Source organism: Chryseobacterium nakagawai (assembly GCF_900637665.1).
Lineage (GTDB): Bacteria > Bacteroidota > Bacteroidia > Flavobacteriales > Weeksellaceae > Chryseobacterium > Chryseobacterium nakagawai.
The window spans coordinates 893582-920000 of record NZ_LR134386.1; the positions used below are offsets into that span (position 1 = coordinate 893582).

The window sequence follows — 26419 nt, forward strand, 5'->3', positions numbered from 1 at the left end:
CCCAAAATCTTTTCTTCTTATATATAGGTAGTCTATTTTTAGTGTGCACCTTCGGATTCTAAAACGTCAACATTAATTCCCTGTCTAAATAAAGATTTTTTAGCCAGATAAGCAAATAAAGTAATGTAAACAAAGCACAATACAGGAATTACATAGGAGCTGTGAATTCCGATAATGTCAGAAAGCTTACCCTGAAGCGGTGGAATAATACCCCCTCCAAGAATCATCATTACAAGGAATGCAGATCCCTGAGCGGTATATTTTCCTAAACCGGTAATGGCCAGTGTAAAAATAGATGGCCACATGATACTGCAGGCAAGACCTCCGGAAAGGAATGCATAGATCGCCACATTTCCTGTAGTTAATAATCCTGTGATCATAGCAGCAGTTCCAAATAATCCAAAAATAATTAGCGTTAATGCCGGTTTATTTTTACTGATTAGGAATAATATAACCTGGATAGCCACACAAACTGCATAAAAATATAGATGTGACATGTCTTTTTGAGCAATCGTATTGATTCCAATAATCACAGAAAAAGCAATAAAAGGAACAATGATAGTAGCAATGGTCTGTTGTTGTTTATTCAGGTTAAAAACCGCGATAGCACCGGTCCATCGTCCAATCATTAAACTTCCCCAATACATGGAAATATAAGGTGCAAGATCAGAAGACTGATGTCCCCCGAATTCAGGCATGCTTAAAAGTTCTCCAAGATTACTTCCTATGGCAACTTCCACTCCTACATAAGCAAGAATAGCGATCATCCCCAATACAAGCTGTGGATATTTCATAGCGCCCCAACCTTCAGCGTTTTTCTTAGCACTGGAGTTGGCAAATACAAGAGAGATAATAACAACAAGTAATGCACCTCCCAGATACATCATTCTTTTTTTCTCTAACGGATGCTTAACAGACTCCAATTCTGTTTTCTTATCTGTAATATGTTGTTTGAGTTCTGTGATTTTTGCAGCATCAGTTTCCTTCTCTACAGATTGATCTAATACTGTGATTTCATTGCCCAAAATTTCAATGGTTTTAGCTTCATCAGAATTATAGCTGCTGAATACTGGAATAAAGAAAAGAATAACAAGAACTGTCATTGCAATCAATGTTTTTCTTGCTTTTCCAGCTTTTTCCATAGGTTCAGTAGAAATTCCATCAGGAAGCTTCTTTGAGAAGTAAAAGATCCCGGCAGCAATCAGGAAAAGAGCTCCTACTGCTGTATAAAGAAGGATTACTTTATCAAGAGCAAGATGTTTGATCTGGTCGTCATCTACTGTCGCTGTAGTTCCAAAAAGTGCCAGTCCAACGATAATTGGCCCGATGGATGTTCCAAAAGAGTTGATTCCTCCCGCAAGATTCTGTCTGCTGGCTCCTGTTTTAGGGTCTCCTAACAATACAGCAAAAGGGTTTGCAGCAGTCTGTTGAATAGAGAAACCTAGTGCAACCACAAAGAGTCCGATGAGCATACCATAATATACATTACTTTTAACGGCAATAATCATAATGGCAGCACCAAGGGCTGAGAGGAGAAGTCCGTAGACAATACTCTTCTTATAACCCCATTTTCCGATAATGTCAATTCCTTTTATGGTACTGGATATAAAAAGCAATAAAGCTCCCAGGAAATAAGCAGTATAAAAAGCAAAATCTATTAACTGAGACTGAAATTGGTCGAGAGAAAAATAGTTTTTACAGAAGGGGATGAAAATACTATTGCCGGCAGCAATAAAACCCCAGAAAAAAAATACAAGTACAAGTGTGTACAGTGCCGGGTAATTAGTCGGCTGGTTGGTTTTTGACATATTTTATTGAAAATTTCGCAAACAAATATAACTAATTCTTTTAAATAGAATGCTCTGTCAAAGTTTTTTTAATTACTTGATAAGCCTCTGCTTTTAAGTCTTTTGGAGAATTAGTAGGTTCTATAATTCCATTGAAATAGACCTTTACTCTTCCAGGATAACCCTTAGAGCTATCAAAAGGAAACATTTCTTTAAGTCCTATAAAGGTATAAACAGCAATTGGAGAGTTATGTTTTGATGCTAACATAAACGCCCCGTCTTTAAAGTCATCCAGAATAATAGACGTGCCATCCGGTACACCTCCTTCAGGAAAAATGGCAATACTGTTGCCTTCCTCCATTTTTTCAGCACATCTGCGGTATACATCAGCACGGCTTTTTGCGCTTGATCTGTCTACCATTACACATATTCTTTGATAAATAGTTCCGAAAATAGGAATCTTAACAAGTTCTTTTTTTCCAACAAAACAAATTGGGTGATGCGGAAAAAGAATGCAGGTGAGCATAATATCCATAATAGAAGTATGATTCGAGATGAAAACATATTCTTTGTTTCTGTCTTTTTCTTGCTCAGAAAGTTTAATGAGATCATATCGGAAGCCCATGCCGTAAAACATGCCGAAACACCATAAACGGACAAACTTATAAGCGTATTTATAATGCTTCTTACTAAAAGATAAAATATAAACGGGGATCCCAAGAGTGGTTGTTAGAACAAATGCTAATAACAACAGCCAAAATCTCCAGAGATAATTCAAAATTTTTGCCACAGTTTAACCGTTAAAAATTACTTTCTTTTTTACCGAATAATTAAGAATGGAAACCAATAGAATGGCTGCAATCTTACTTGTTATTTCCGGACTCAAGGTATAAAAAATTAAATTGATATTATCTTTAAATATAAAACTGTAAAATATCTGGAAGAAACCAAGGCTTAATAAAGTGGAGAAAAAAGATACTGCCATAAAATAAGCAAACTCTTTTTTCTTTGAGTGCTTTCCTCTTTCAAAAACAAACCAGATGCTCAGAAAATAATTGCTGATGATCCCGCAACTGGTAGAGAAAATATTGCTTAAAGGATAATGTATACCATGAAAATTAGTTTCTCTAGCAAGGAAGTGAGGCAGGTAAGTGCTGAATATTTTAAAGCTGCCAATCTCCACAATGGCACTCAGTCCTCCGGCAATAATGAAGAACAAAACCTGTTTCTGGCGTATGAGTATTTCTTTCATTTTATTAATATAAAAGCTGAAAATATATCTTATATTGTAGTGGATACTAGGATGTTTTATAAGAAAAACAATCAGTAATTCTTTAGATCCTATGTGTCATAATGTTTTTCAATTATTTTAAATCAGGATTCTTTACAATATCAATCTGCAAATTTATAACTATATGTTAAACACTGAAAAAAGTTGTTAAAATATTTTTTTAAATAAAAATTATTTCTAATTTTAATAAGCGGAATGATGTCACTATAACCTGATAATAAATTCATTTTCAAATCCTTGTGATGTGGGTTTTTCTATCTTGTAATGCCTATTTGAAAGCATACTACTCTAATTTTTTATGACCAATTGTTAATAATATTTGTATGAAACGTCAAAACAAATACAGAAAATTCCAGCTTCAACAAAAAAATATTGAAGCGTTGGAAAAAGAAAACTCCCGCTTCAAACGAGTGTATTCTGAATATGAAAATATGTCTAATGAACTTTGGAATCTTGAAAATTCCAATGGTGAACCCGTACCTGATGATTTTATCAATGCAATGGTACTGCAGGCATCTTATCTCGAAGATGAAATTGAAGATTGGCTTCTGCAATTCAATGAAAATAAAACTCAGCTTAAACATTAATGATTTTAGACAGCTTCCAGGTTGTTTTAAATGCTAATTGAAGATAAATTCATAATTTAGCATCCTTAAATTAAAATGTAAAATATGGTTGCTATTGTAGATAGTGGTTCTACTAAATCGGATTGGGTAATATTGGATGACTTCAAAAAGGTTTTTCTGAAAACTGAAACCATCGGCTTTAATCCGAATTTTATCAACAGAGAACTTATCACTCCTGAAATACAGAAGAACAGCAACCTTATATTGGTCAAAAATTCAATTACGAAAGTCTTTTTCTATGGCTCTGGATGTGGTGTGGAAAAAAACCGAGAGATTATAGAAGCTGAACTTAAAAAAGTTTTTAACAAAGCCGAAATCATTGTCAAAGAAGATCTGATGGCTGCAGCTTATGCTGCCTATAAAGGGAAACCTGCGATCGTGTGCATTTTAGGTACAGGATCAAACTCATGTTATTTTGATGGCAAAGAGGTGAAAATTGAATTGCCATCCCTTGGATTTCTGATGGGAGATGAGGGAAGCGGAAGTGCCATTGGAAAACAGCTGGTGCGCAGATATTTCATGAAAAAACTTCCCTTAGATCTTCATCATGAATTTGAGGAAGGTTATCAACTTACTATAGAAGATGCATTGAAAAATATGTATCATACTCCAAGACCAAATGCTTATTTAGCTGATTTCAATAAATTTGTTGTCGAAAGAAAAGATCATCCTTACTTCATGAACATGGTTTTCGAAGAAATGAAAAGCTTTTTCGAATATCAGGTTATGCCTTATGAGGAAGCTCATGATGCCGAAATCAATTTTATTGGCTCTATTGCTTATTATTATGAAAATATTTTACGCTCTGTAGCGGAAGAACTTAATTTAAATGTGGGACATGTAGTTCAGAAACCAATTGAAAGCTTAGTAGACTACCACATTAAATATATACTCTAACAAAAAATAAAACGTATGTCAAGTAACAACAATCGCGACGAAAAGAATTTCAGTCAGGCCGCGTTAGATTATCATAAAGCAGAACCCAAAGGGAAAATCGAAGTTATACCATCCAAGCCACACTCATCTCAAAGAGACTTATCATTGGCTTATTCTCCCGGAGTAGCGGTTCCTTGTATGGAAATCCACGATAAGCCGGAAACTGTATACGATTATACAGGAAAAGGAAACCTTGTAGCGGTAATTTCTAACGGTACTGCAGTACTTGGGTTGGGAGATATCGGAGCAGAAGCTTCAAAACCGGTAATGGAAGGAAAAGGACTTTTGTTCAAAATTTTTGCTGATATCAACGTTTTTGATATTGAGATTGACGAAAAAGATCCAGATAAGTTCATTGAAATCGTAAAAGGAATTGCTCCTACATTCGGGGGAATCAACCTTGAAGATATTAAAGCTCCTGAAGCATTCTATATAGAACAAAAACTGAAAGAGGAATTAAATATTCCTTTGATGCACGATGACCAGCACGGAACAGCAATTATTTCTGCTGCTGCATTAATCAACTCATTGCAAATTGCCAATAAAGATATTGATAAAGTAAAGATGGTGGTGAACGGAGCTGGAGCGGCTGCCATTGCTTGTACCAAACTTTATATTTCATTAGGACTGAAAAAAGAAAATGTTCTGATGTGCGATAGTAAAGGAGTAATCAATCATAAGAGAGAAAATCTTACTCCTGAAAAATTAGATTTCATTGCTCAGACAGATATCGAAACATTGGAAGATGCAGTAAAAGGATCGGACGTTTTCGTAGGATTGTCAAAAGGAAATGTGATGACTCCTGAAATGCTATTAAGCATGAATGAGAACCCTATCGTATTTGCTTTAGCGAATCCGGATCCTGAGATTGCTTATGATCTTGCTCTTTCAACCCGTAAAGATGTGATCATGGCAACAGGAAGAAGTGATTTTCCTAATCAGGTAAACAACGTGTTAGGATTCCCTTATATTTTCCGTGGTGCATTAGACGTTCAGGCTACGGGAATTAATGAAGAAATGAAACTTGCAGCAGTACACGCTATTGCTGACCTGGCTAAAGAACCGGTGCCGGAAGCAGTAATTCTTGCATACAACGTTCAGAACCTGCAGTTTGGAAGAGATTATTTTATTCCAAAACCATTTGATAACAGATTGATTACAAAAGTATCAAGTGCTGTTGCAAAAGCCGCTATTGAAAGTGGAGTAGCAAGAAAAACGATTGCTGATTTTGAAGAATATGAGCACCAGCTTTTAGACAGAATGGGTAGAGATGAAAGATTGGTAAGAATGATGCAGAGCCGTGCAAAATCCAATCCGAAGAGAATTACCCTTGGAAATGCTGAAGAATATAATGTATTAAAAGCAGCTCAGATCCTCTACGAAGAAGGAATTGCGTATCCAAGTCTTTTAGGAGATAAGAAATACATCAAGGAACAGATGGAACGTTACGGGATCAACCTGGATATTCCAATCATTGATCCAAGTGATGATGATCAGAAAGAAAACAGAAAAAAATATAGAGAAACACTTTGGAAGCTTCGTCAGAGAAAAGGGATGAACGAGTACAAAGCTAAGAGATATGTTCGTCAGAGAGATTATTTTGGACCTTTAATGTTGAAACATGGTGATACTGATGGTCTTATTGTGGGTTTTTCTAAAAACTATGCCTCTGTATTACGTCCTGTTTTAGAAGTTATTGAAAAGGATAAAGGAGTAGATAAAGTAGCAGCAATGATGATGATCCTGTCTGAAAAGAAACCTATTTTCTTTGCTGATACCTCTATCAACCAAAATCCTACTTCTGAAGATCTTGTGAATATTGCTAAAATGGCTGAATTTACAGTGAAATCTTTTGCTATTGAGCCTAGAATTGCGATGCTTGGATTTGAAAACTTTGCTGCCATTTCAGATACGTCCAAAAAAGTAGCAAAAGCGGTAAGCATCCTTCATGAGAAATATCCTAAGATGATCGTTGATGGTGAAATTCAACCGGATTTTGCGATGAATGCAGATCACCTGAGTGATTATCCTTTCTCAAAATTAGGAACAACTCCGGCAAACACCTTCATCTTCCCGAATCTTGAAAGTGCTAATCTTTCTTACAAGATTCTGAGAGGAATGAAAGTAGCACAGGTAATCGGGCCAATCCTGATGGGATTAAAACAACCGGTACATGTTCTTCAGATGCGTTCAAGCGTAGACGAGATCGTAAACCTTGCAACCATTGCTGTTCTTGACGCACAGAGAAGAGAGAAAAAGTAATTTGATTGACCTTATTATACAAAAGCACCTTGATAAAAGGTGCTTTTCTTGTTTATATCCAGGAATTTATTAATTTTTAGAATAATTATTTCTCTTAATAAGGATTTTATTACCTTTAGCATCAGCATTTGGTGATATATTTTTACTATTTAAGATCACCCACATTCAAAGAACAGAAGAACAAAACTAATAATCTGATATATGCAATTGAAAACGTTCATCGCAATTCTACTTTTCTCATTCGCTCAAAATTTTTATTCTCAGGATATGAGAATAGACTATAATCTTGTTTATAAACAAGACTCATTAAGTTCTGAAACAATATCAAAAAAAATGGTACTCCTTGTCCAGAATGGAGAATCCAGATTTTGTACAGAAAAACAATATCAGGTAGATTCTCTGAGAAGTACTGGATTTCATGGCTTTGCTGTGGGAGACTATGTTTTTGATGCAGTAAGAGATAAGCAGAACAGAAGCTCAATATATTACTATTTGTCAGCGGATGTATATAAACTGACAGAACCTATACAGTTGGACTGGAAAATAGAGAAAGAGGTTGCCAAAAAATATGGTTATAACTGCCAGAAAGCAACATTAAGCTATAAAGGAAGAATTTGGGAAGCTTGGTTTACACAAGATATTCCATTGCAGGAAGGTCCTTATATTTTCAAAGGATTACCGGGGCTGATTGTGGAGATGGAAGATAAAAGTCATTCCTATAAATTCTCCTTTTCAGGGTTGAAAAAAGACTTTCAAAAAATGAACTTTGAGAGTTTGGGCTTTAAGCTGGTAAATGTTTCAAGAAATGATCTTAAAAAGGTAAAGCTGGACTATTATAATGATCCGTTTCGCGAGATGACTTCCGGAAATGTGAAAGCAAAATTTAGGGATGAAAAGGGAAATGAGATAGAACCCAATTTTAGGGAAATGACAAAGAATGTGCGAACTTCCCTGAAAAAAAACAATAATCCTATAGAATTATCAGAAGCGATTAAATATCCATAGTCGTTAAAAACAATTTATTTTGACCTTTAATGCTGTATTTGGAGGTTAAATTTTTATATTTGGGGAGTTTCAAAAATTAATAATGATATTTTCTTTACAAGGTACTGTTCAAGAACTTACACCTACCTATGCAGTAATCAACGTACAAGGCGTTGGCTACTATGTGGGGATCAGCTTAATGACCTCACAGACACTTACTTTAAATCAGCAAACTGTTTTGTTTATCCAACAGATCATCCGTGAAGATGCTCATCTTCTGTTTGGCTTTAACACTCGTTCGGAAAAAGAAATGTTCAATCTGTTAATAAGCGTTAATGGAGTAGGAGCAGTTTCTGCACTTATTCTGTTATCCACATTAAGCCTTGATGAAATTGCTGCGGGAATCCTTTCAGGAAACAGTGCACTCATTCAGAAAGCCAAAGGAATAGGAGCCAAAACAGCAGAAAGAATTATTGTTGATCTTAAAGATAAAGTACAGAAATTCAGTGGTCCAGCGGAGAATATTTCGTCGATGGTGAATAATAAAATCAAGGAAGAAGCGTTATCTGCATTAGAAGTTTTAGGAATTCCTAAGAGAACCAGCGAGAAGATGGCAGATAGGATATTAAAGCAGAATCCTGACCTTTCAGTTGAAGAATTGGTTAAACAAATTTTAAAAAACATTTAACATTTGGTGGCGAATAATAAGCATTTTAAAATATTTTTGTTCCTGTCGTTCCTATTTATGTCTGTAAGTGCTTTTGCACAGCAGGCAAAAGACACAACGATCATACGAAAGCAATACGAAATAGCAGACCCCACGAGGTATGAGGCCTATTTTGATATAAAAACCGGGATGTACTATGTATATCCCAAAATTGGAAATACGATTACCGGTCCTCCCACTGCCATGTCTCCCGAAGAGTATAAAGAATATGTACTCGCTCTACAGACCAGGGCATACTATAAGGAAAAATCGGAAAAATATAATCTTCTTTTTAGAAAAGACAAAAGTGATGCCAGAAAGAGAGGATTGATTCCTTCAGTAATGATTAACAATAAATTATTTGAAACCTTGTTCGGGGGAAATAAAATTGAGATCATTCCTTCCGGATATGCGTCCATTGATTTTGCAGGACTTTACCAGAAAATAGATAACCCGCTGATCCTTCCACAGAACAGGACCAGCTTTACTTTTGATATAGACCAGAGAATCCAGCTTGGATTATTAGGGAAAGTTGGAGAAAACCTTCAACTGAAGGCCAATTATGATACTCAAAGTGGTTTTGCTTTTGAAAACAGGATGAACCTTGTGTGGCAGGCAAAAGGGAGCTGGAAAGACCTTCAGCAGAAAGGTCTTGGAAATGTGGATAAACCGAATGAAGGTGGTGAAGATAAAATCATTAAAAGAGTTGAGTTTGGTAACGTAAATATGCCACTTTCAACAAGTTTGATTCGTGGTTCACAATCATTGTTTGGGGTGAAAACAGAATTCCAGCTAGGAAAAACTTTTGGAACTGTTGTTCTTTCGCAACAACAGGGTGAAGCTAGGAATATCGTAGTACAAGGAGGTGGAGTAATGAATAACTTTAAAGTCAGTGCTAATGAATATGAAGAAAATCAGCACTACTTTTTAGGTCACTATTTCTTAGATAAATATGATAATGCGTTACTTAATTATCCACAAATCAATTCAACGATCAATATCACCAGACTTGAAGTTTGGGTGCTGGATCAAGGAAACAGTAACCTGGCTTATCAGAAAGGAATCATTGGGATCAGGGATCTTGGTGAAGGTGGCGGTGTATTGCCAGATAACTCCGTAAATGATTTATATAATGAAATTTCAGCAAAAGCTGGGACGAGAGAAGCTGGTAAAGATTATAATGGTGTTTACCAAGGACAAGTATTTGGGGGATCACAACCTTATATAAACGGTGAGCATTTTATTTTTAATAGCAAAGCAAGAAAACTGAATGCTAATGAATTTACATTCCAGCCACAATTGGGATATATTTCATTGAACCAGAAACTTAATGATCAGCAGCTTCTTGCCGTATCCTATTCATATACGGTAAATGGAAGCAGTAAAGTATACAAAGTCGGAGAATTCTCAGAAGAAAGCCCGGTTTTGATTACTAAAGTATTGAAAGTGAACAACAGTGTAGATGTATCTTCTCCTATGTGGAAACTGATGATGAAGAACGTTTATTCTTTAGATGCAGGTCAGGTATCTCCTGATGGGTTTATTCTTAATGTATATTATAAAGATCAGAAAACTGGAGGTAAAGTAAATTATCTTCCGGATACTTCTGTTAAAGATGTCAATCTATTGAAATTACTGAACTGGGATCGCCTTAATATGAATGGTGATATTCAGAACAATAAAGATGGTACCAAAGGGGATGGGGTTTTTGACTTTGTTAACGGAATTACGGTGAGACCGGAAACCGGAAGAATTATTTTTACCAAGGTGCAGCCTTTTGGTGATTATATGCAACAGGTATTAGGAACCAATGACCCACAATATGTTTTCCATGATCTGTATGATCAAATAAAGCCTACAAATGGTCAAACCATAGTTCCTCAACGATATACCATTGAAGGTCGCTACAAAGGGGTACAAGGACAAGGGATTTCTCTTGGTGCAGTAAATGTACCTCAAGGATCTGTAAAAGTTTCTGCAAATGGAGTACAGCTTTCTGAAGGGGTAGACTATACTGTAGATTATATGCTTGGTACAGTAACTATCATTAATGAGAATGTAAAACAGTCTGGCCAGGCTATTAATATTTCCTTAGAAAACCAACTTACATTCAATACTCAGAGAAAAAGATTCCTGGGATTGAATTTGGAAAGAAGATTTAATGAAAACTTTATTTTAGGAGGAACCGTTATTAATTATTCAGAATCTCCACTTACCCAAAAGGTAAACTTCGGACAAGAAGCTGTAAATAATACAATGGCGGGGATTAATTTGATGTATAATAATCAGGCTCCTTATCTTACAAGGTTTACAGATAAACTTCCGCTGATAAAGACTGAAGCTCCGTCTAATATCAATTTTAAGATGGAAGCAGCTTACCTTCTTCCTGGTTTGAATAAGGCAACTAACAGCCAGTCTTATATTGATGATTTTGAGCAGACAACCTCTAAAATATCTTTAAAGGAACCTGCAGCCTGGAGTTTAGCATCAAGACCAGAAAAAAATACAGAACCTCCTTTCAATATTCCGCCAACAAGTGATGATATCACCAGTGGGTATGGAAGAGGATTATTGTCATGGTATAATATTGACCCAAGATTCTGGGGAGTAGGAGGTAAAGCCCCTGGAGGAATTACTCCACAGTCAGTATCCAACCATGCTTCAAGGAGGGTAATGCTTTCTGAAATTTATAATAACAGAGACTTTGTAGCGGGAGATCAAACCTATACCAATACTTTAGATATTTCTTTTTATCCTAAGGAAAGAGGACCTTATAACGTAAATCCTGGAACAGAGCCGGCGGTTAGCAGATGGGGAGGAATTATGAGACCAATCAGTGTTCCTAACTTTGTAAGTTCAAACATTGAATATGTTGAATTTTGGATGATGGATCCTTATGCTGATGGTAATAAACTTGGGGATGATCCGAAATTATTATTACACCTGGGGAACGTATCGGAAGATATCCTTAAAGATGGAAAAATGTTGTATGAAAATGGACTTCCTGCACCAGGAGTAGTATCTAATACAACAACTTCCAATTGGGGAGTACAGCCAAAACAACCTCCTATTTTATATGCTTTCTCTACTGAGGGAGATGGAAGAAAAGCGCAAGATGTAGGATATGACGGTTTGAGTTCAGACCAAGAAGCAATGAGATTCGGAAATACCTTTGTAAACCCGGTAACGAATATTGTTGACCCTGCAGTGGATGACTTTGTATTTTACTTGTCAGATAAATTTACAGGCAGCCAGGCCGCTTCATTGGTGGAGCGTTATAAATACTTCAGAAACCCTGATGGAAACTCAGAAGCAAACTCATTGAATGTGGCTTCACAGACTCCGGATGCAGAAGATATTAACCGGGATTATAACCTGGATCAGATTGAAAGTTATAATGAATATCCAATAAAATTAGACCAGGCCAGCCTTTCATTAGGGGCAAATAACATTGTTGATATTAAAACAGTAAAAGCTGTTTTCCAAAACGGTCAGTCGGGTGATGTGAAATGGTACCTTTTCAGAATACCGGTTTCTAATTTTGATAAAACGCAGGGAGCTCATAGTGAAACAGTACTTAATAATGTAAGATTTGCAAGGTTAATGCTTACAGGATTTGAAAACACATCTACTTTGAGATTCGGGACAATGGATCTTGTAAGATCAGATTGGAGAAAATATCCTAAGACCCTTGCTGCTTATTCAAATGTACCGTTAGATCCAGCTTCGAATGAAGGGGTGACAATAGATTCTGAAATCGGAAAGCTTGAAGTAGGAAGTGTGAATATAGAAGAAAATGCTCTTAACCAGCCTCCTTATGTATTGCCTCCTGGAATTGACAGACAGGTATTAAGTGGAAATGCAGGAGCACAAAGACAGAATGAGGCGTCATTATATATGAAAGCTAAGGATTTGGAAGCTAGTAAAGCTCAGGGAGTATTCAAAAATACAACCTTAGATATGAGAAGATATAAAAAATTAAAACTTTTTGTACATGCTCATGATCCAATAAATAGAGATATTAATGTAGGTAAAATGGATGAAAAAACTAAATTCTTTATTCGTTTCGGAAATGATGCTACAGATAACTACTATGAATATGAAGCTTCTTTGAAACTTACTTCAACTTCGGCAACAGCTCCTATGGAAATCTGGCCACTAGAAAATGAAGTGAATCTTGAGATTCAGAATTTTGTTGATGCCAAAATCAGAAGAGATAAAATGTATGCTGATAAAATTATGCAACGATTTCTGGATCCGAATTTTGAAGCAGGAGATAACTATAAAAGGATTTATGTTAAGGGACGTCCAAGCTTAGGAAATGTGACAACTATTATGGTTGGTATTCGAAATGGACAGGAAAGAGGAATAGGGACTTCTATAGATAGAATTTTATGGGTTAATGAAATTCGTCTTTCTGAAATTGAAAATGATGGTGGATATGCAGGAAACGCGAGTTTAAATTTCAACTTGGGAGATTTTGCAACCGTAAATACCAATGCCTCTTATACTTCAGTAGGATTCGGAAATATTGATTCTAAGCCGGCAGAAAGAAATCAGTCTACTCAGTCTGCGTTCAGTATCAATACAGCCATTAATGTTGATAAACTTTTACCGGAAAAAACAGGGGTAAAGATTCCATTGAACTATTCTTATTCACAAACAATAGAAGATCCGAAGTACAATCCTTTGGATACGGATGTTGAATTTAGTAAGGCTCCAAACAGAGAGCAACTGAAAAAAGTAGCAAGAACATATACGCAGCAAAGAAGTATCGGAGTTGTTAATATGCGTAAAGAAAGAGTCAATCAGAATAAAAAGCCTAAGTTCTATGATATCGAAAACGTTTCAGTAACTGCGGTATATAATGATGATTATTTCAGAGATATTTATACAAAGAGAAATTACAGACAGTATCTGAGAGGGTATGTTGATTACAACTATACTTTCAAACCATGGGTAATTAAACCTTTCAATAAAATGATTAGTGATACTGCCAAGTCTACTAAATACCTGAGATGGGTAAAAGAATTTAATATCAATCCTATTCCAACAAGATTATCTTTCAGAACGGAGGTTGACAGAAACTATAACGAACTTGAATTTAGAAATATTGAAGCTATTTTAGGTGGAAATACCGCAGGAGATATAGATGCGATCAGAAATAGAAACTTCTACTTCGGATGGCAATATGGTTTAGGTTTCAATTTCACAAAATCATTAAAGCTGGAGATCAACTCTGCAACGAGAACACTTAACGATAACATTGACGTAAATACGATGAATAATAAGGCGATTTTCGGGAATGTATTCAGAGCGGGTAGACCGGTATTGTATAATCATAGAGCACAATTAAACTATAAGCTGCCATTCCAGTATTTACCTTATCTGGACTTTATTGATGCGGAAGTAGGGTATGGATTTACCTACAATTGGAATGCAAGATCTACAGCCTTGCTTTCAAGCCCTGAAGGAAGCTTAGGTTCCATAGGTCAGAATACCAATGTGATCCAGGCAACTGCATCGGCAGATATTCCTAAATTCTTCGGACAGTTTAACTATTTTAAAAATATTAATACTAAACTTCAGAAGCGTAAGCAGGAAATGGATTCCCTGAACAATGTATATACAAAGCAATGGGAAAAGAACAGATACGCATATAAGAAGTATAAATTCAAAAATAAACTTACAGTACTTCAAAGTGCTGCATTCTTCCTGACTTCATTCAAGCAATTGGATGTAAGCTATACTGAAAACAATGGAACTGTACTTCCTGGGTTATTATCAGCACCGAACTGGTATGGATCTGGTCAGACATTGGGAGGGCCTACCATCGGGTTCCTGCTAGGATCTCAGGCAGATATTAGAAGAACAGTAATGGAAAATGGATGGGTAAGCAGTTCTAATTATATGACTGATGCCTATGTAAGAATGTCCACTAGAGAATTACGGGCCAATTTACAGATGATGCCAATGAATGATTTTAGGATTGACCTGAATGTGTTGCATAATTTCAATAGTAATTTTTCGCACTCAGGATTTAACTATGTTAATCCAGAAGGAGTTCCTGACCCAGGCTTTACATTTGCAACTGATATGATTACCTATTCCAATTCTGCGGTACTTCTTAAGTCATCATTTAAAGATGGAGCAGCGGTATACCAGGCAATCAGAGAAAATGCAATGAAACTTTCACAACAGCTGGGAGGACCAAATGCAGAAATAGGAAATGATGGATTTGCAAAACATTATAGTATAGCTAATGCATATGTATTGATCCCTGCATTCAGAGCAGCCCTTGAAGGTAAGTCTGTTTCTCCGATAGGAAATCCTAAAAAGGCAGGAATGCCATTGCCGAACTGGAGAATTACTTATTCAGGATTGAAGAATATTCCAATCATTAGTGGGCAGTTCACGAAGTTTGATATCTTACATGGTTATACAGCTACTTATACTGCAACTGGAATTCAAAGTAATATTGATTACCATAGTAATCCGAATGGATATTATCAGACTGTAGACGATGCCGGTACTATTAAACTGAATGATGGAGATAAGATTAACCCTTATACCTTTGCTCAGGTAGGCTATGTAGAATCTTTTTCACCACTTATTGGAGTAGATGTTACTATGAGAAACAATATGCAGTTCGGATTACAGTACAACAAAAACAGAATGATGGTGCTGGGATTAGTAAACCATACCCTGACTGAAGATTCCAACTCAGAATACGTAGTAAGATTAGGATATATTGTTCGTAACTTCAGACTAGGGACTGCCAATGTCAGAGGAAGAGGAACCAGAGGAAAAGGAAGTGATCTTAACATCCGAGGAGATATTTCACTAAGAGATAGTAAAACTTCTATTATGAATATCCTTTTGAATGATTCACAGATTACAGGAGGGCAGAGACTTCTCAATATCAAGCTTTCCGCAGACTATAATGTTTCCGAAAATCTGAATCTGAGAGTCTTCTACGAACAGATGACTTCAAAATATAAGATCTCAACAGCTTTCCCACTGTCTACGATCAGAGCAGGAATCTCTGCAACATTTACATTTGGAGAGTCCGGTGGCGGATTCTAGATAATAATATAAACTCTATAATAAAGCCTCTTTCTGGAAGAAAGAGGCTTTAATTTTTATTAATAATACTCTAATTGTTGAATTAAATGTTAATTTTATAGGTGATTAAACAAATAAACTAATAACGATGAATAAGATTATTCTATCTTTTCTTACTCTAGCGTCAGGAGTTCTTATGGCGCAAAGCCTGACCCCAACAGTTTCTATTGCAGCGGCAGGATCTGCAGATAATTTTAAGGGAGGTTATACCTTTGCTTATGCAACATCGGGAACACCCTGGAATGGCCCTCTCTTAAGTTTTGGTGGATTTAATAATAGTTACGATGCCCAATTAAACACAGACTATGGTCCCAATGGAGGAGAGCATATATCATTTAGAACAAAAAATGGAGATGCAAACGTTTGGAATTCTTGGAATGAATTAGCAACTAGGGGAACTAATAATTTTACGGGGAAACAATCCATCATGGGAAACCTTGGTATTGGTACCGGTACACCTTCTGAAATGCTAACTGTTTCTGGTGGTCATACGGGATCGATGATTTTATTGAATTCGTCTGGTGATGGAGGAAATAGTCCTGCCAATTTAACGCTTTGGGCTTCAGAGCCACAAGAAACGTATACAGGAGTAGGAATTGGTAACAATGTGAAAAACTACAACAGTACCAATAATCAAGTTTTTCCCCGCATAAATGCTAGTACTGGAGGTTCTTATATGAGATTACTTGATAATCAGATCCAGTTCAATATAATTTCCAATACAGGAGACAATAAGAAAATAGCTACTTTGGCAAGGGATAGGTTTGATGTAAGTGGTTCTCTATCTTCTCAAATAAGCTCAAATGAAGGAGGTGCTATTATTTTAGAAAATCCAACAAAAACAGCCGCCAACATGGCTAGAAAATGGGTGCTTTATAATATGACTGGAAGTTATGGAAATTCTTTACAATTCTGGAGCTATTCTGACGGAGGAGCCTATGGAGCAAAGCTTCTTCTTTCCGATGCGGGGAACATGGCATTACAAGGTAAATTTGAAGCAAAAGAAATTAAAGTAACCCTTACCCCAACAGCCGACTTCGTATTTGATGAAAATTACGATTTGCCAAAGTTAGAATCCGTTGAAAAGCATATTAAAGAGAAGAAACATCTTCCTGAAATAGCCTCTGCAAAAGAGATGGAAAAAGAAGGGGTAAATGTAGGAGAGTTCCAGATTAAGCTACTACAAAAAATAGAAGAACTTACCCTGTACACTATTGAGCTGAATAAGCAGGTGAAAAAACAAGCGGAAGAAATTAAAGCTTTGAAAAAAAACAAAAAATAATCATCAACTATTATAATGATACTGGCATAGAAATTTACCGAAATACAAATGAAAAACGTCCAGAATAATTTGATATGCAACAGCTATTTATTTCGTGAGCTGGTAACCAGGAAATATTAAATTAAAAGAATACCCAATAATTATGAAAAAACTAATATCCATGGCTGCAGTATTAGCAGCACAAATTTCTTTTGCACAATTATATACCCCTAATGGTGGTATGAATGCAACCTCTACTCCAGGATCTACGAATGTAGGGATAGGAATTCATGATCCTCATTCTAATTTAGAAGTAGCTGATCAAAATGGAGGTAAAATAACAATATCAACAGGAGGTTGGAGTGCATCATCTGCTAATCCTAAACTTCCCATCTTAGAATTTGCCGGATATTTGAATTATCCTAAAGTAAGGTTGATGGCAACTGAGGAAACAGGAAATACAAATGGATCTAGATTTTCCATTTTAGTTAATGATAACACAAGTGCTACAAATCTTGTTGAAAGATTTTTAATTCTCCAAAACGGAAATGTCGGATTGGGAAATTCACAGCCAAAAGAGAAACTAGATGTTTTAGGTAATATTTTAGCCGGAGCTACCCATTCAACAGAAGGAATCAATGCTTTTGCGATAAGATATGAAAACGGATCATTAAGTAACTGGGGATCATTGAGAAGTTCAGCCGCAACTTATATGAGTTTTGGTGCTAAAGCAGATCCTAATACAGCAGAAGGATGGTTGTCTTCTAATGGGACTCTAAATTTTGCTAAAGTTGCCATGACAATGAATAATGAAGGAGTGAGGTTCTTAAGTTCGCCAGCACAGGCTACTCCTTTAGAAGCTCCTGTAACAATGAAAGAGCTTATGAAACTTTCTCCAAATGGTAATGCTTCATTACAAGGCAAATTTGAAGCAAAAGAAATCAAAGTGACCCTCACTCCAACAGCCGATTTCGTATTTGATGAAAATTATGATTTACCCAAGTTAGAAGCCGTTGAAAAACATATCAAAGAAAAGAAACATCTCCCTGAAATAGCATCTGCAAAAGAGATGGAAAAAGAAGGGGTGAATATAGGTGAGTTTCAGATTAAGTTGCTACAAAAAATAGAAGAGCTCACTCTGTATACCATAGAACAAAATAAACAGCTTAAGAAACTCCAGAAGAATAATGATAAGCTAATGAAAGAAGTCTCAGAATTAAAATCTAAAAACTGATTTCAAAATGACAAAATTAAAATATACTTTATTTATGTTCCTGCTTTTGATTAGTTTTTTCAAAAGCCAAGTAGGAGATAACGGATACCCATTTTTGTATGAAAAATTAACTTCTGAAAACCGTATTACAATCAGAGAAGAATATAAAGACAATTCTGGAAATAACCTTCCTTTGTTACAATTAAAAGAAAAGATTAAAGCTTTTGAAACAGATGGAGTGAATAATCAGCAAATAATAGATGAGGTTGCTGGTTTAAAAGATAAAGATTATATTAATCAAAATATTTATGGTAAAGCTATTTATAGAGAAATTAATATTGCAGATGATAATAATAGGATTGAGTACGATGGAAGATATTATTATTTATATAAGGTTAAGTCGTCAGATGCTAAAGCACTGCAAATCTATTTTAAAAAATATCTTTTGCCGAAAGATAGTAAGCTTTTCCTATATGCAGAAAATGGGTTTATCTTAGGAGAATTTAATGATAAAAATAATCCAGATCCTAAAAACAAAGGATTAGAATTTGGAACACAGCCAATACCAGGAAACACATTTTATATTGAACTTTCTTATCCTGTAGATAGTAATAATAAACCTTTATTAGTTACTGAAAAAGTTATTCATTCCTTTACTGATTTTTATGGTGGAGTTTACGGCACAGCAGGTAATTGTCATAAGAATATAGCGTGTGGATTTACAATTGATAATAAATCAAGAAATATAAAATCTGTTGGTTTAATGCTATATCCAATATATCAATGGGGGACCAATACACATAAATATTCGGCAAGTTGTTCAGGTAACTTAATGAACAATACTGCTCAAAATGGAGAACCTTATTTTTTGACAGCTGCTCATTGTATAGGATATGAAGCCGCTAATAATAATATCAATTGGAGTACAGAATTAATTACTTTATTTAACTATGAAGCATTAAGCTGTACAAGTAATGGAACAGATGCTCCAGCTGCATTATCCAATAATTCAGTTTTCGGATGTACCTTGTTAACGCAAAGCCCAGCAACTTCTTTAGATTATGCCTTAATAAAATTGAATACAACAGCGAGTGCCTTAGCTCAATATAAAATTTGTTATGCTGGCTGGGATAACAATCCTAACGCATATTCGGTAAATCCTACGAATGCATATTCGGTACATCATCCCCAGGGAGATGTAAAAAAAATATCTATAGTTCAGGAATTAAATCCTGTGATGAGTAATCAGCCTATACTACAATCAGGATTATTCGGATATTATGCTGTTCCATGGCCAACAAATACATCAGGAACATTCTTACAGAACTCATGGAGAAATGGTATTGTAGAGAAAGGGTCTTCCGGATCTCCATTATTCAATAGTTCCGATAGATTAATAGGATCTTTATCAACAGGTCCTGACCCTAACCATTTTAATTGTAATAATCCGGATATTTATAGTAACAAATGGTTTACTTATTATTCGAGATTTTCTAATAATTATTATACTATGTCTCCATGGCTAAATCCTAACGGAGCAAACGTACAATCTATAGGACCATATTGTCCATCTTATATTCAAGTTGGTGCTCCTGTTATTGTTAATCCGGGAGGTGGAGGAGGAACCCAACCAACAAATTGGGAAGAGGAACCTATTGATATAAACGGAGAAAGAGTTCATCCTGCCAATACGTGGGGGAAAAAAATCTATTTAAGAGAAAATAGCGGGACTAATACACAACAAGACGTAGATGCAAATTTTTATTATTATAGATCAGTCATGTCTCCTAATAAGAATACATTTGCTATGAGCGAAAATATATATAATATTCGCTATGTTAATATAAATTATTATGTACCTAAACTTCAGCTTTGGGGAATATATAAAATAGTTGATTGTAATAAAATTAAGTATATAAAACCTGCAAAAATAACAATGCGAAACCCTGGAACAATTGGTGAGCTAGATAATTATACAATAAATGTTGTAGGAGTTACTGATGATAGAGTTCATATTCTTATTGACGAAAGAAGATGGGTTGGAAGTAATGGAAATAATTCTGTTTATAATACTTATGAACTTCAATCTTATAAAATTATAAATAACGAACTTGTATTTGAAAATTATAAAACGTTTTTTTATCAACAACAAAATATGGGTGTTGAGACCTATTATGAATTTGATAATGATCATTTAATGTTGGTAGCAAATCAAAGTTCAGTCAGAAAGATGTATTCATGTTTTTATAGTGGACAGAACGCTGGTTGGCAGATAGATACAAACCCAATAACCAATTTGCCTTCTAATGGGTATACAAAAATGGTTGGGGATAAAATTTTTATGGTTGTGCCAGGGCAGAATAAAATGAATATTTATAACATTTCTTCGAACTCTGCTGCTCTTACATTGCAGGCATCATTATCAAATCCTTTTTTATCAACCCCTGGTGGAAATGGTATTTTGGATCCGATCTTTGTATTTAAAAGATCAGATAATATATATAATGTTGTCTATAAAAATACGAATGGTGTTAGTTTTTTTGAACTTTTACAGGTGAATTTATCTGGTAATTCAGCCAGTTCTTCCCACATTACGATGCCTGCCGACTTTAGATATGTATATGGTGTAGGGTCTAATTTTATTATAAAAGGTAATGAAATTATTAAGTTAACTAAAGTGGGATGGACATCAGCTGCGACAAGTGAATATGGAAATCACTTCTATCAGAATTTTATAAAAGATGCTAGTGGAAATTGGATAAAAGATAAAAGTTTTCCACTTAAATGGAAAGATGTTGGAGCATTTGACAACCGATATATAATCAGCGCTGATGATTATTATGGTAATAATCTAAAACGTAGAATGTTTAGTATAAGAGAAGTTGATTATGTAGCACATTCTTATATTAGATATAATGATAATGTATTTTATCCAGCAGCTTATCATCGTCCAAAAAAGCTGGATAATTATTATTTTAGTGCGGGTATTGTTGTTAATGGAAGAGAAGAATTTAAAAACCTAACATATCCAAATCTGAACTTCTTTCTATACAGATCTCCTAACTTTGGATATGATTTTAATGCCAATACATACGATACCAAAACAGTAATTTTGGATGATAAAACACAGAAATTGACGGGGTACAAGAGTGTGGCTATACACGGGAAATATTCTGTTGTAATGAAACCTGGCTTTAGTGTTTCTGCTACAACCGGCGTAGAATTTACGGCAAAAGCACAAGCTCCTTTGCCAGCAGATATTCCTGCATGTTCTCTTACTTTTGATGATATGCTTAATCCTCAGATAACAGAAACACCTGATGAAACAATCTATCTTAAACAGGTCGGCGTGAAATTAGGAAATGAACCTTATTACGGAGAAATTGTACTTAATGGTACCCTTGCAAACCAGGAAATTGTTATTGACAGGGCCGTGAAGCTCTATCCAAACCCTACCAAAGATATATTGAATATAGACTTTAATGGGAAAAAGTTCAAAACATTAGACGTATATTCATTAGATGGTAAGAAAATTATAACAAAAGATTTATCATCCTTGAATACTATTCAGGTTAACTTATCTCAATATCCTGCCGGGATTTATATGGTAACCCTCATAGATTCAAACGGAAAGAATTATCCAAATAAGATTATTAAAAAATAATTGTTTAATCCAAATCGCTGCTTTTGCAGCGATTTTTTTATTTACAACCAAAATTTATTGAAGATGCCTATTAAGGCTTTGAACCTTTTATAATTTTGAATACATTTGTAGAAAATAAAAATTAAAAAATGAACACACCATCAGAATTAAAGTACACTAAAGATCACGAATGGATCAAGATTGAAGGTAATGTAGCTACCATTGGTATTACAGACTTTGCTCAGGGAGAACTTGGAGACATCGTTTATGTAGATGTAGATACAGTAGATGATGATCTTAATGGCGGAGACGTTTTCGGAAGTGTAGAAGCTGTAAAAACTGTTTCAGACTTATTCTTACCTATTGCAGGGAAGGTTATCGAATTCAACTCAGAACTAGAAGACCAGCCGGAATTGTTAAATACAGATCCTTATGGAGATGGATGGATTATCAAATTAGAAGTGGCTGCTGGGGCAGATCTTTCTGAATTACTTTCTGCAGACGATTACAAAGCAATCATTGGATAAAATTTCAAAAATATTTAGTAAGATATTGCCCATTTATTGGGCATTTCTTACTTATATGCTTCTCAAACCAGGAGAAGAGAACCAAGAATATTGGTTCATGTTCAGCGGTATCGATAAAGTATTGCACCTAAGTATATTTGCTGCTTTAGGATTTTCTTTTATTGCCGCATTTCCTAGAATTAAATTTTCTTACTTTTTTCAGATCATTCTTATATATGCTTTTCTTACAGAGATCCTGCAGGAAGAAATGGGATTGGGAAGATCTATGGAAACACTGGATATCGTTGCAGACACGGTTGGCTGTCTCATTGGCTATTTTACCTATAAGTTTTTAATTAAGCGATTTTTCTAATTCTATTTTAAGAATTAGGCTTTCTGGATGAGGTCCCTTACCTTTCTCTCATACTTTTCTTTTTAGAATTACCCCCATCCTTAAACCTTTTCCGGAGCTATTTCCCGCTATCCACTCTTACTCCTCACGCCTTTACCCTCCAACGCTCAAACCCTCCACCTTTCCAAACCCTGTTGCGGGGTAACCGTTACTATCGGGGCTAGGGTAGTGGACATATATTATAAATAATGAGTGATAAGTAATAGATGATAGTTTTATTACATAGGTAAGTATTCACATGATTAATAACTAGAATGTGTTTTTATAAAAACCTGTCTTCTTATATATAAGTATACATCAACATCTCCTGGAATCTTTATCATTGGCGAGATTTAATCTTCTATTCCCGTAAGAGCTCTCACAAAAGCTACCTATTGCTTTAAGAAGATCGAATGATTATTTCAATTAGATATACAAGAAACCTACTCATAATACAACCAGCGCTATCATCTGTGAAAATCCGTGTCCTCTGTGGGAAATAAAAAAAACACAGCGTTTTTTCATAAAGCAATCTTAGAGAATAACTATCATATCCGTCAGTCTCTTTATTTATCTATTTCCTCCGCACCATTCTTATCATCCTGTAAGGATCTCAACAGCGCATTATCAAAATAAACCTCTATCTATAATATCCAACGTACAGATTTTCATCAATAGGAGCCCACTCAAATAAATTAAGCACCTTTCCATTGGCTTTAGCCCAAACCTATTTCAAAATAATTCTGAAAACTTACCCCATGTATTATATATAATATATACCTTCCATTACTTATTACTCATCATTATATAGATGGTATATCATATAGAAACACCCCCATTTTTCCCCAACTCTCATACCCTCGAACTCTTTCCCTCCAATCCCCAAACAAATGTTTAAAATTTTTCTCTCATAGTACCAGTGCTTTAAGAGTAAAATATTACCTAAATATGAATTTTATGTTAAATAAACTTGCGGGGAATGGATGAAGTTTCTATCTTTGCCCCACTGAAAAACGAAAGGGATTCGGTAAGCGCAGAGGAGCTTTTAGATAAGCATAAACATTATATTTTACGAGAGAGACAGACGAAAAAAAACTTTTAATTTTTAGGATTTAAAGTTGCGAGTTAAAATAAAGTTTGTATCTTTGCAGTCCCAATTAAGGGAGCGCAGGAGTAGATAGATTGAGGGTTAGGAAAGAGATTAAGGTTACTTAAAAAACTTTAAAATTTTCTTTCGAAACATTTGATCAAATGAAAATAAAGTTTTACTTTTGCACTCGCAAATACGGAGCGACACTGACAGAGAGATTGCTTCGTTAAAAAGCGAAAGATATAAAGATCATTGACATACAATATAACAACCAAGTAAGGAAAAACTAAAGCGTTAAAAAACTTTGAGTGAGTCAGACAAACATACAATGGAGAGTTTGATCCTGGCTCAGGATGAACGCTAGCGGGAGGCCTAACACATGCAAGCCGAGCGGTAGAGATCTTTCGGGATCTTGAGAGCGGCGTACGGGTGCGGAACACGTGTGCAACCTGCCTTTATCTGGGGGATAGCCTTTCGAAAGGAAGATTAATACCCCATAATATGTTGAATGGCATCATTCGATATTGAAAACTCCGGTGGATAGAGATGGGCACGCGCAAGATTAGATAGTTGGTGAGGTAACGGCTCACCAAGTCTGCGATCTTTAGGGGGCCTGAGAGGGTGATCCCCCACACTGGTACTGAGACACGGACCAGACTCCTACGGGAGGCAGCAGTGAGGAATATTGGACAATGGGTGAGAGCCTGATCCAGCCATCCCGCGTGAAGGACGACGGCCCTATGGGTTGTAAACTTCTTTTGTATAGGGATAAACCTAGATACGTGTATCTAGCTGAAGGTACTATACGAATAAGCACCGGCTAACTCCGTGCCAGCAGCCGCGGTAATACGGAGGGTGCAAGCGTTATCCGGATTTATTGGGTTTAAAGGGTCCGTAGGCGGATGTGTAAGTCAGTGGTGAAATCTCACAGCTTAACTGTGAAACTGCCATTGATACTGCATGTCTTGAGTGTTGTTGAAGTAGCTGGAATAAGTAGTGTAGCGGTGAAATGCATAGATATTACTTAGAACACCAATTGCGAAGGCAGGTTACTAAGCAACAACTGACGCTGATGGACGAAAGCGTGGGGAGCGAACAGGATTAGATACCCTGGTAGTCCACGCCGTAAACGATGCTAACTCGTTTTTGGGTTTTCGGATTCAGAGACTAAGCGAAAGTGATAAGTTAGCCACCTGGGGAGTACGTTCGCAAGAATGAAACTCAAAGGAATTGACGGGGGCCCGCACAAGCGGTGGATTATGTGGTTTAATTCGATGATACGCGAGGAACCTTACCAAGGCTTAAATGGGAAATGACAGGTTTAGAAATAGACTTTTCTTCGGACATTTTTCAAGGTGCTGCATGGTTGTCGTCAGCTCGTGCCGTGAGGTGTTAGGTTAAGTCCTGCAACGAGCGCAACCCCTGTCACTAGTTGCCATCATTAAGTTGGGGACTCTAGTGAGACTGCCTACGCAAGTAGAGAGGAAGGTGGGGATGACGTCAAATCATCACGGCCCTTACGCCTTGGGCCACACACGTAATACAATGGCCAGTACAGAGGGCAGCTACACAGCGATGTGATGCAAATCTCGAAAGCTGGTCTCAGTTCGGATTGGAGTCTGCAACTCGACTCTATGAAGCTGGAATCGCTAGTAATCGCGCATCAGCCATGGCGCGGTGAATACGTTCCCGGGCCTTGTACACACCGCCCGTCAAGCCATGGAAGTCTGGGGTACCTGAAGTCGGTGACCGTAACAGGAGCTGCCTAGGGTAAAACAGGTAACTAGGGCTAAGTCGTAACAAGGTAGCCGTACCGGAAGGTGCGGCTGGAACATCTCATTTTAGAGCGTCTTTTAGACGATAAACAAAATTAGTATCTTCGGATACAAGTACTTATTCAAAGTAAAGCTTTAGTTTTTTGTTTGGTTGATTATATTAAAAAATACAAAACCCACTAGAAATTAGTAAAGGGATTGAGAGAGACAAGGATGAAGATAGGATGGTCAGTTAAATCTGATATCTGTTATCTGAAATCTGTTAGTCTAACAGACAGTCTCGTAGCTCAGCTGGTTAGAGCGCTACACTGATAATGTAGAGGTCGGCAGTTCGAGCCTGCCCGAGACTACTAATTAAAAAGACGGGAAGATATAAGACATCAGATGTCAGACAATAAAGTCTGTAATCTGAGATCTAAAATCTGAAGTCTACTAGAGGGGGAATTAGCTCAGCTGGCTAGAGCGCCTGCCTTGCACGCAGGAGGTCAAGGGTTCGACTCCCTTATTCTCCACAGTTTTGGAAGACTGATTTAAAAGTTACGGATAGAGCCAAAAACAATATTCGTTCATCAGTTGGACAAGAAGAATTTAAGATCATTGACATTAACGGTAAAGACATCACAAAGAGATAACCGAGCACTTTCGAGTGCCGAGTTTATAAAAATATCGATAAATTTAATTTATCAAAAAATACTGAACTAATTTAATATTAGGAAAGAAATCGTTAAGGGCGTATGGCGGATGCCTAGGCTTTCAGAGGCGAAGAAGGACGTGGTAAGCTGCGAAAAGCTGCGGGGATTGGCACACACGAATTGATCCGCAG

14 protein-coding genes, 2 tRNA genes and 2 rRNA genes (1 of these 18 only partly in view) are annotated in these 26419 nt (G+C 36.1%); 15 read left to right on the top strand and 3 right to left on the bottom strand.

Annotation, left to right across the window (positions count from 1 at the left end; translation table 11 throughout):
* Positions 1-38 precede the first annotated feature (38 nt).
* Genes EL260_RS04075 through EL260_RS04085 form a run of 3 tightly spaced genes read right to left on the bottom strand, consistent with a single transcriptional unit; the run spans position 39 to position 3039 of the window.
* The gene (locus EL260_RS04075) at positions 39-1808 is read right to left on the bottom strand and encodes an MFS transporter (RefSeq protein WP_123858966.1); all 1770 of its coding nucleotides are present in this window, start codon (positions 1806-1808) and stop codon (positions 39-41) included.
* Positions 1809-1848: 40 nt separating this feature from the next.
* Complete coding sequence (locus EL260_RS04080; protein ID WP_123858967.1) at positions 1849-2577, bottom strand: lysophospholipid acyltransferase family protein; 729 nt, start codon at positions 2575-2577, stop codon at positions 1849-1851.
* Positions 2578-2580: 3 nt separating this feature from the next.
* Complete coding sequence (locus EL260_RS04085; protein WP_123858968.1) at positions 2581-3039, bottom strand: GtrA family protein; 459 nt, start codon at positions 3037-3039, stop codon at positions 2581-2583.
* A gap of 362 nt (positions 3040-3401) precedes the next feature.
* Here EL260_RS04085 and EL260_RS04090 point away from each other — a divergent pair, with 362 nt between their 5' ends.
* From EL260_RS04090 to EL260_RS04160, 15 genes are all read left to right on the top strand, one after another.
* Entirely contained in the window at positions 3402-3665 is a 264-nt protein-coding gene (locus EL260_RS04090) for a hypothetical protein (RefSeq protein WP_123858969.1), read from the top strand.
* Positions 3666-3749: 84 nt separating this feature from the next.
* Entirely contained in the window at positions 3750-4601 is an 852-nt protein-coding gene (locus tag EL260_RS04095) for a BadF/BadG/BcrA/BcrD ATPase family protein (protein ID WP_123858970.1), read from the top strand.
* A 15-nt stretch (positions 4602-4616) separates the two neighbouring features.
* Positions 4617-6902, top strand: a complete 2286-nt coding sequence (locus EL260_RS04100) for an NADP-dependent malic enzyme (protein WP_123858971.1) — start codon at positions 4617-4619, stop codon at positions 6900-6902.
* A 201-nt stretch (positions 6903-7103) separates the two neighbouring features.
* Positions 7104-7907 carry a GLPGLI family protein gene (locus tag EL260_RS04105; RefSeq protein ID WP_123858972.1) on the top strand — a complete coding sequence of 268 codons (804 nt, stop codon included), beginning with the start codon at positions 7104-7106 and terminating at the stop codon, positions 7905-7907.
* Positions 7908-7989: 82 nt separating this feature from the next.
* Positions 7990-8574 (top strand): Holliday junction branch migration protein RuvA, encoded by a 585-nt coding sequence (ruvA, locus tag EL260_RS04110; protein ID WP_123858973.1) that lies wholly within the window; start codon positions 7990-7992, stop codon positions 8572-8574.
* A 57-nt stretch (positions 8575-8631) separates the two neighbouring features.
* The gene (sov, locus tag EL260_RS04115; protein WP_126367242.1) at positions 8632-15678 is read left to right on the top strand and encodes a T9SS outer membrane translocon Sov/SprA; all 7047 of its coding nucleotides are present in this window, start codon (positions 8632-8634) and stop codon (positions 15676-15678) included.
* A gap of 127 nt (positions 15679-15805) precedes the next feature.
* A complete protein-coding gene (locus tag EL260_RS25870) occupies positions 15806-16999 on the top strand; it encodes a hypothetical protein (RefSeq protein WP_228445302.1) in 1194 nt (397 codons plus the stop codon).
* 142 nt (positions 17000-17141) lie between these two features.
* Positions 17142-18212, top strand: a complete 1071-nt coding sequence (locus EL260_RS25875) for a hypothetical protein (RefSeq protein ID WP_228445304.1) — start codon at positions 17142-17144, stop codon at positions 18210-18212.
* 7 nt (positions 18213-18219) lie between these two features.
* Positions 18220-21855, top strand: a complete 3636-nt coding sequence (locus tag EL260_RS04130; RefSeq protein ID WP_123858974.1) for a T9SS type A sorting domain-containing protein — start codon at positions 18220-18222, stop codon at positions 21853-21855.
* Positions 21856-21983: 128 nt separating this feature from the next.
* Positions 21984-22361: a glycine cleavage system protein GcvH gene (gcvH, locus tag EL260_RS04135; RefSeq protein ID WP_123858975.1), complete on the top strand. Its 378-nt coding sequence runs from the start codon at positions 21984-21986 to the stop codon at positions 22359-22361.
* Positions 22354-22713, top strand: a complete 360-nt coding sequence (locus EL260_RS04140) for a VanZ family protein (RefSeq protein ID WP_123858976.1) — start codon at positions 22354-22356, stop codon at positions 22711-22713. The genes gcvH and EL260_RS04140 overlap by 8 nt, the downstream gene beginning before the upstream one ends.
* 1433 nt (positions 22714-24146) lie before the next feature.
* Positions 24147-25663: ribosomal RNA gene (locus EL260_RS04145) — 16S ribosomal RNA — on the top strand.
* A gap of 209 nt (positions 25664-25872) precedes the next feature.
* Positions 25873-25946: transfer RNA gene (locus EL260_RS04150), tRNA-Ile, on the top strand.
* An 88-nt stretch (positions 25947-26034) separates the two neighbouring features.
* A tRNA-Ala gene (locus EL260_RS04155) sits at positions 26035-26108 on the top strand.
* Between the two features lie 202 nt (positions 26109-26310).
* Positions 26311-26419: ribosomal RNA gene (locus EL260_RS04160) — 23S ribosomal RNA — on the top strand (it continues 2655 nt past the right edge of the window).
* The 16S and 23S rRNA genes sit together here with 2 tRNA genes alongside, the layout of an rRNA operon.

What these genes read in the sequence shown, in the direction of transcription:
- EL260_RS04075 (WP_123858966.1), bottom strand. Translation starts at nt 1,808, where the DNA reads ATGTCAAAAACCAACCAGCCGACTAATTACCCGGCACTGTACACACTT.
- EL260_RS04085 (WP_123858968.1), bottom strand. Translation starts at nt 3,039, where the DNA reads ATGAAAGAAATACTCATACGCCAGAAACAGGTTTTGTTCTTCATTATT.
- EL260_RS04090 (WP_123858969.1), top strand. Translation starts at nt 3,402, where the DNA reads ATGAAACGTCAAAACAAATACAGAAAATTCCAGCTTCAACAAAAAAAT.
- EL260_RS04095 (WP_123858970.1), top strand. Translation starts at nt 3,750, where the DNA reads ATGGTTGCTATTGTAGATAGTGGTTCTACTAAATCGGATTGGGTAATA.
- EL260_RS04100 (WP_123858971.1), top strand. Translation starts at nt 4,617, where the DNA reads ATGTCAAGTAACAACAATCGCGACGAAAAGAATTTCAGTCAGGCCGCG.
- EL260_RS04105 (WP_123858972.1), top strand. Translation starts at nt 7,104, where the DNA reads ATGCAATTGAAAACGTTCATCGCAATTCTACTTTTCTCATTCGCTCAA.
- ruvA (WP_123858973.1), top strand. Translation starts at nt 7,990, where the DNA reads ATGATATTTTCTTTACAAGGTACTGTTCAAGAACTTACACCTACCTAT.
- sov (WP_126367242.1), top strand. Translation starts at nt 8,632, where the DNA reads ATGTCTGTAAGTGCTTTTGCACAGCAGGCAAAAGACACAACGATCATA.
- EL260_RS25870 (WP_228445302.1), top strand. Translation starts at nt 15,806, where the DNA reads ATGAATAAGATTATTCTATCTTTTCTTACTCTAGCGTCAGGAGTTCTT.
- EL260_RS25875 (WP_228445304.1), top strand. Translation starts at nt 17,142, where the DNA reads ATGAAAAAACTAATATCCATGGCTGCAGTATTAGCAGCACAAATTTCT.
- EL260_RS04130 (WP_123858974.1), top strand. Translation starts at nt 18,220, where the DNA reads ATGACAAAATTAAAATATACTTTATTTATGTTCCTGCTTTTGATTAGT.
- gcvH (WP_123858975.1), top strand. Translation starts at nt 21,984, where the DNA reads ATGAACACACCATCAGAATTAAAGTACACTAAAGATCACGAATGGATC.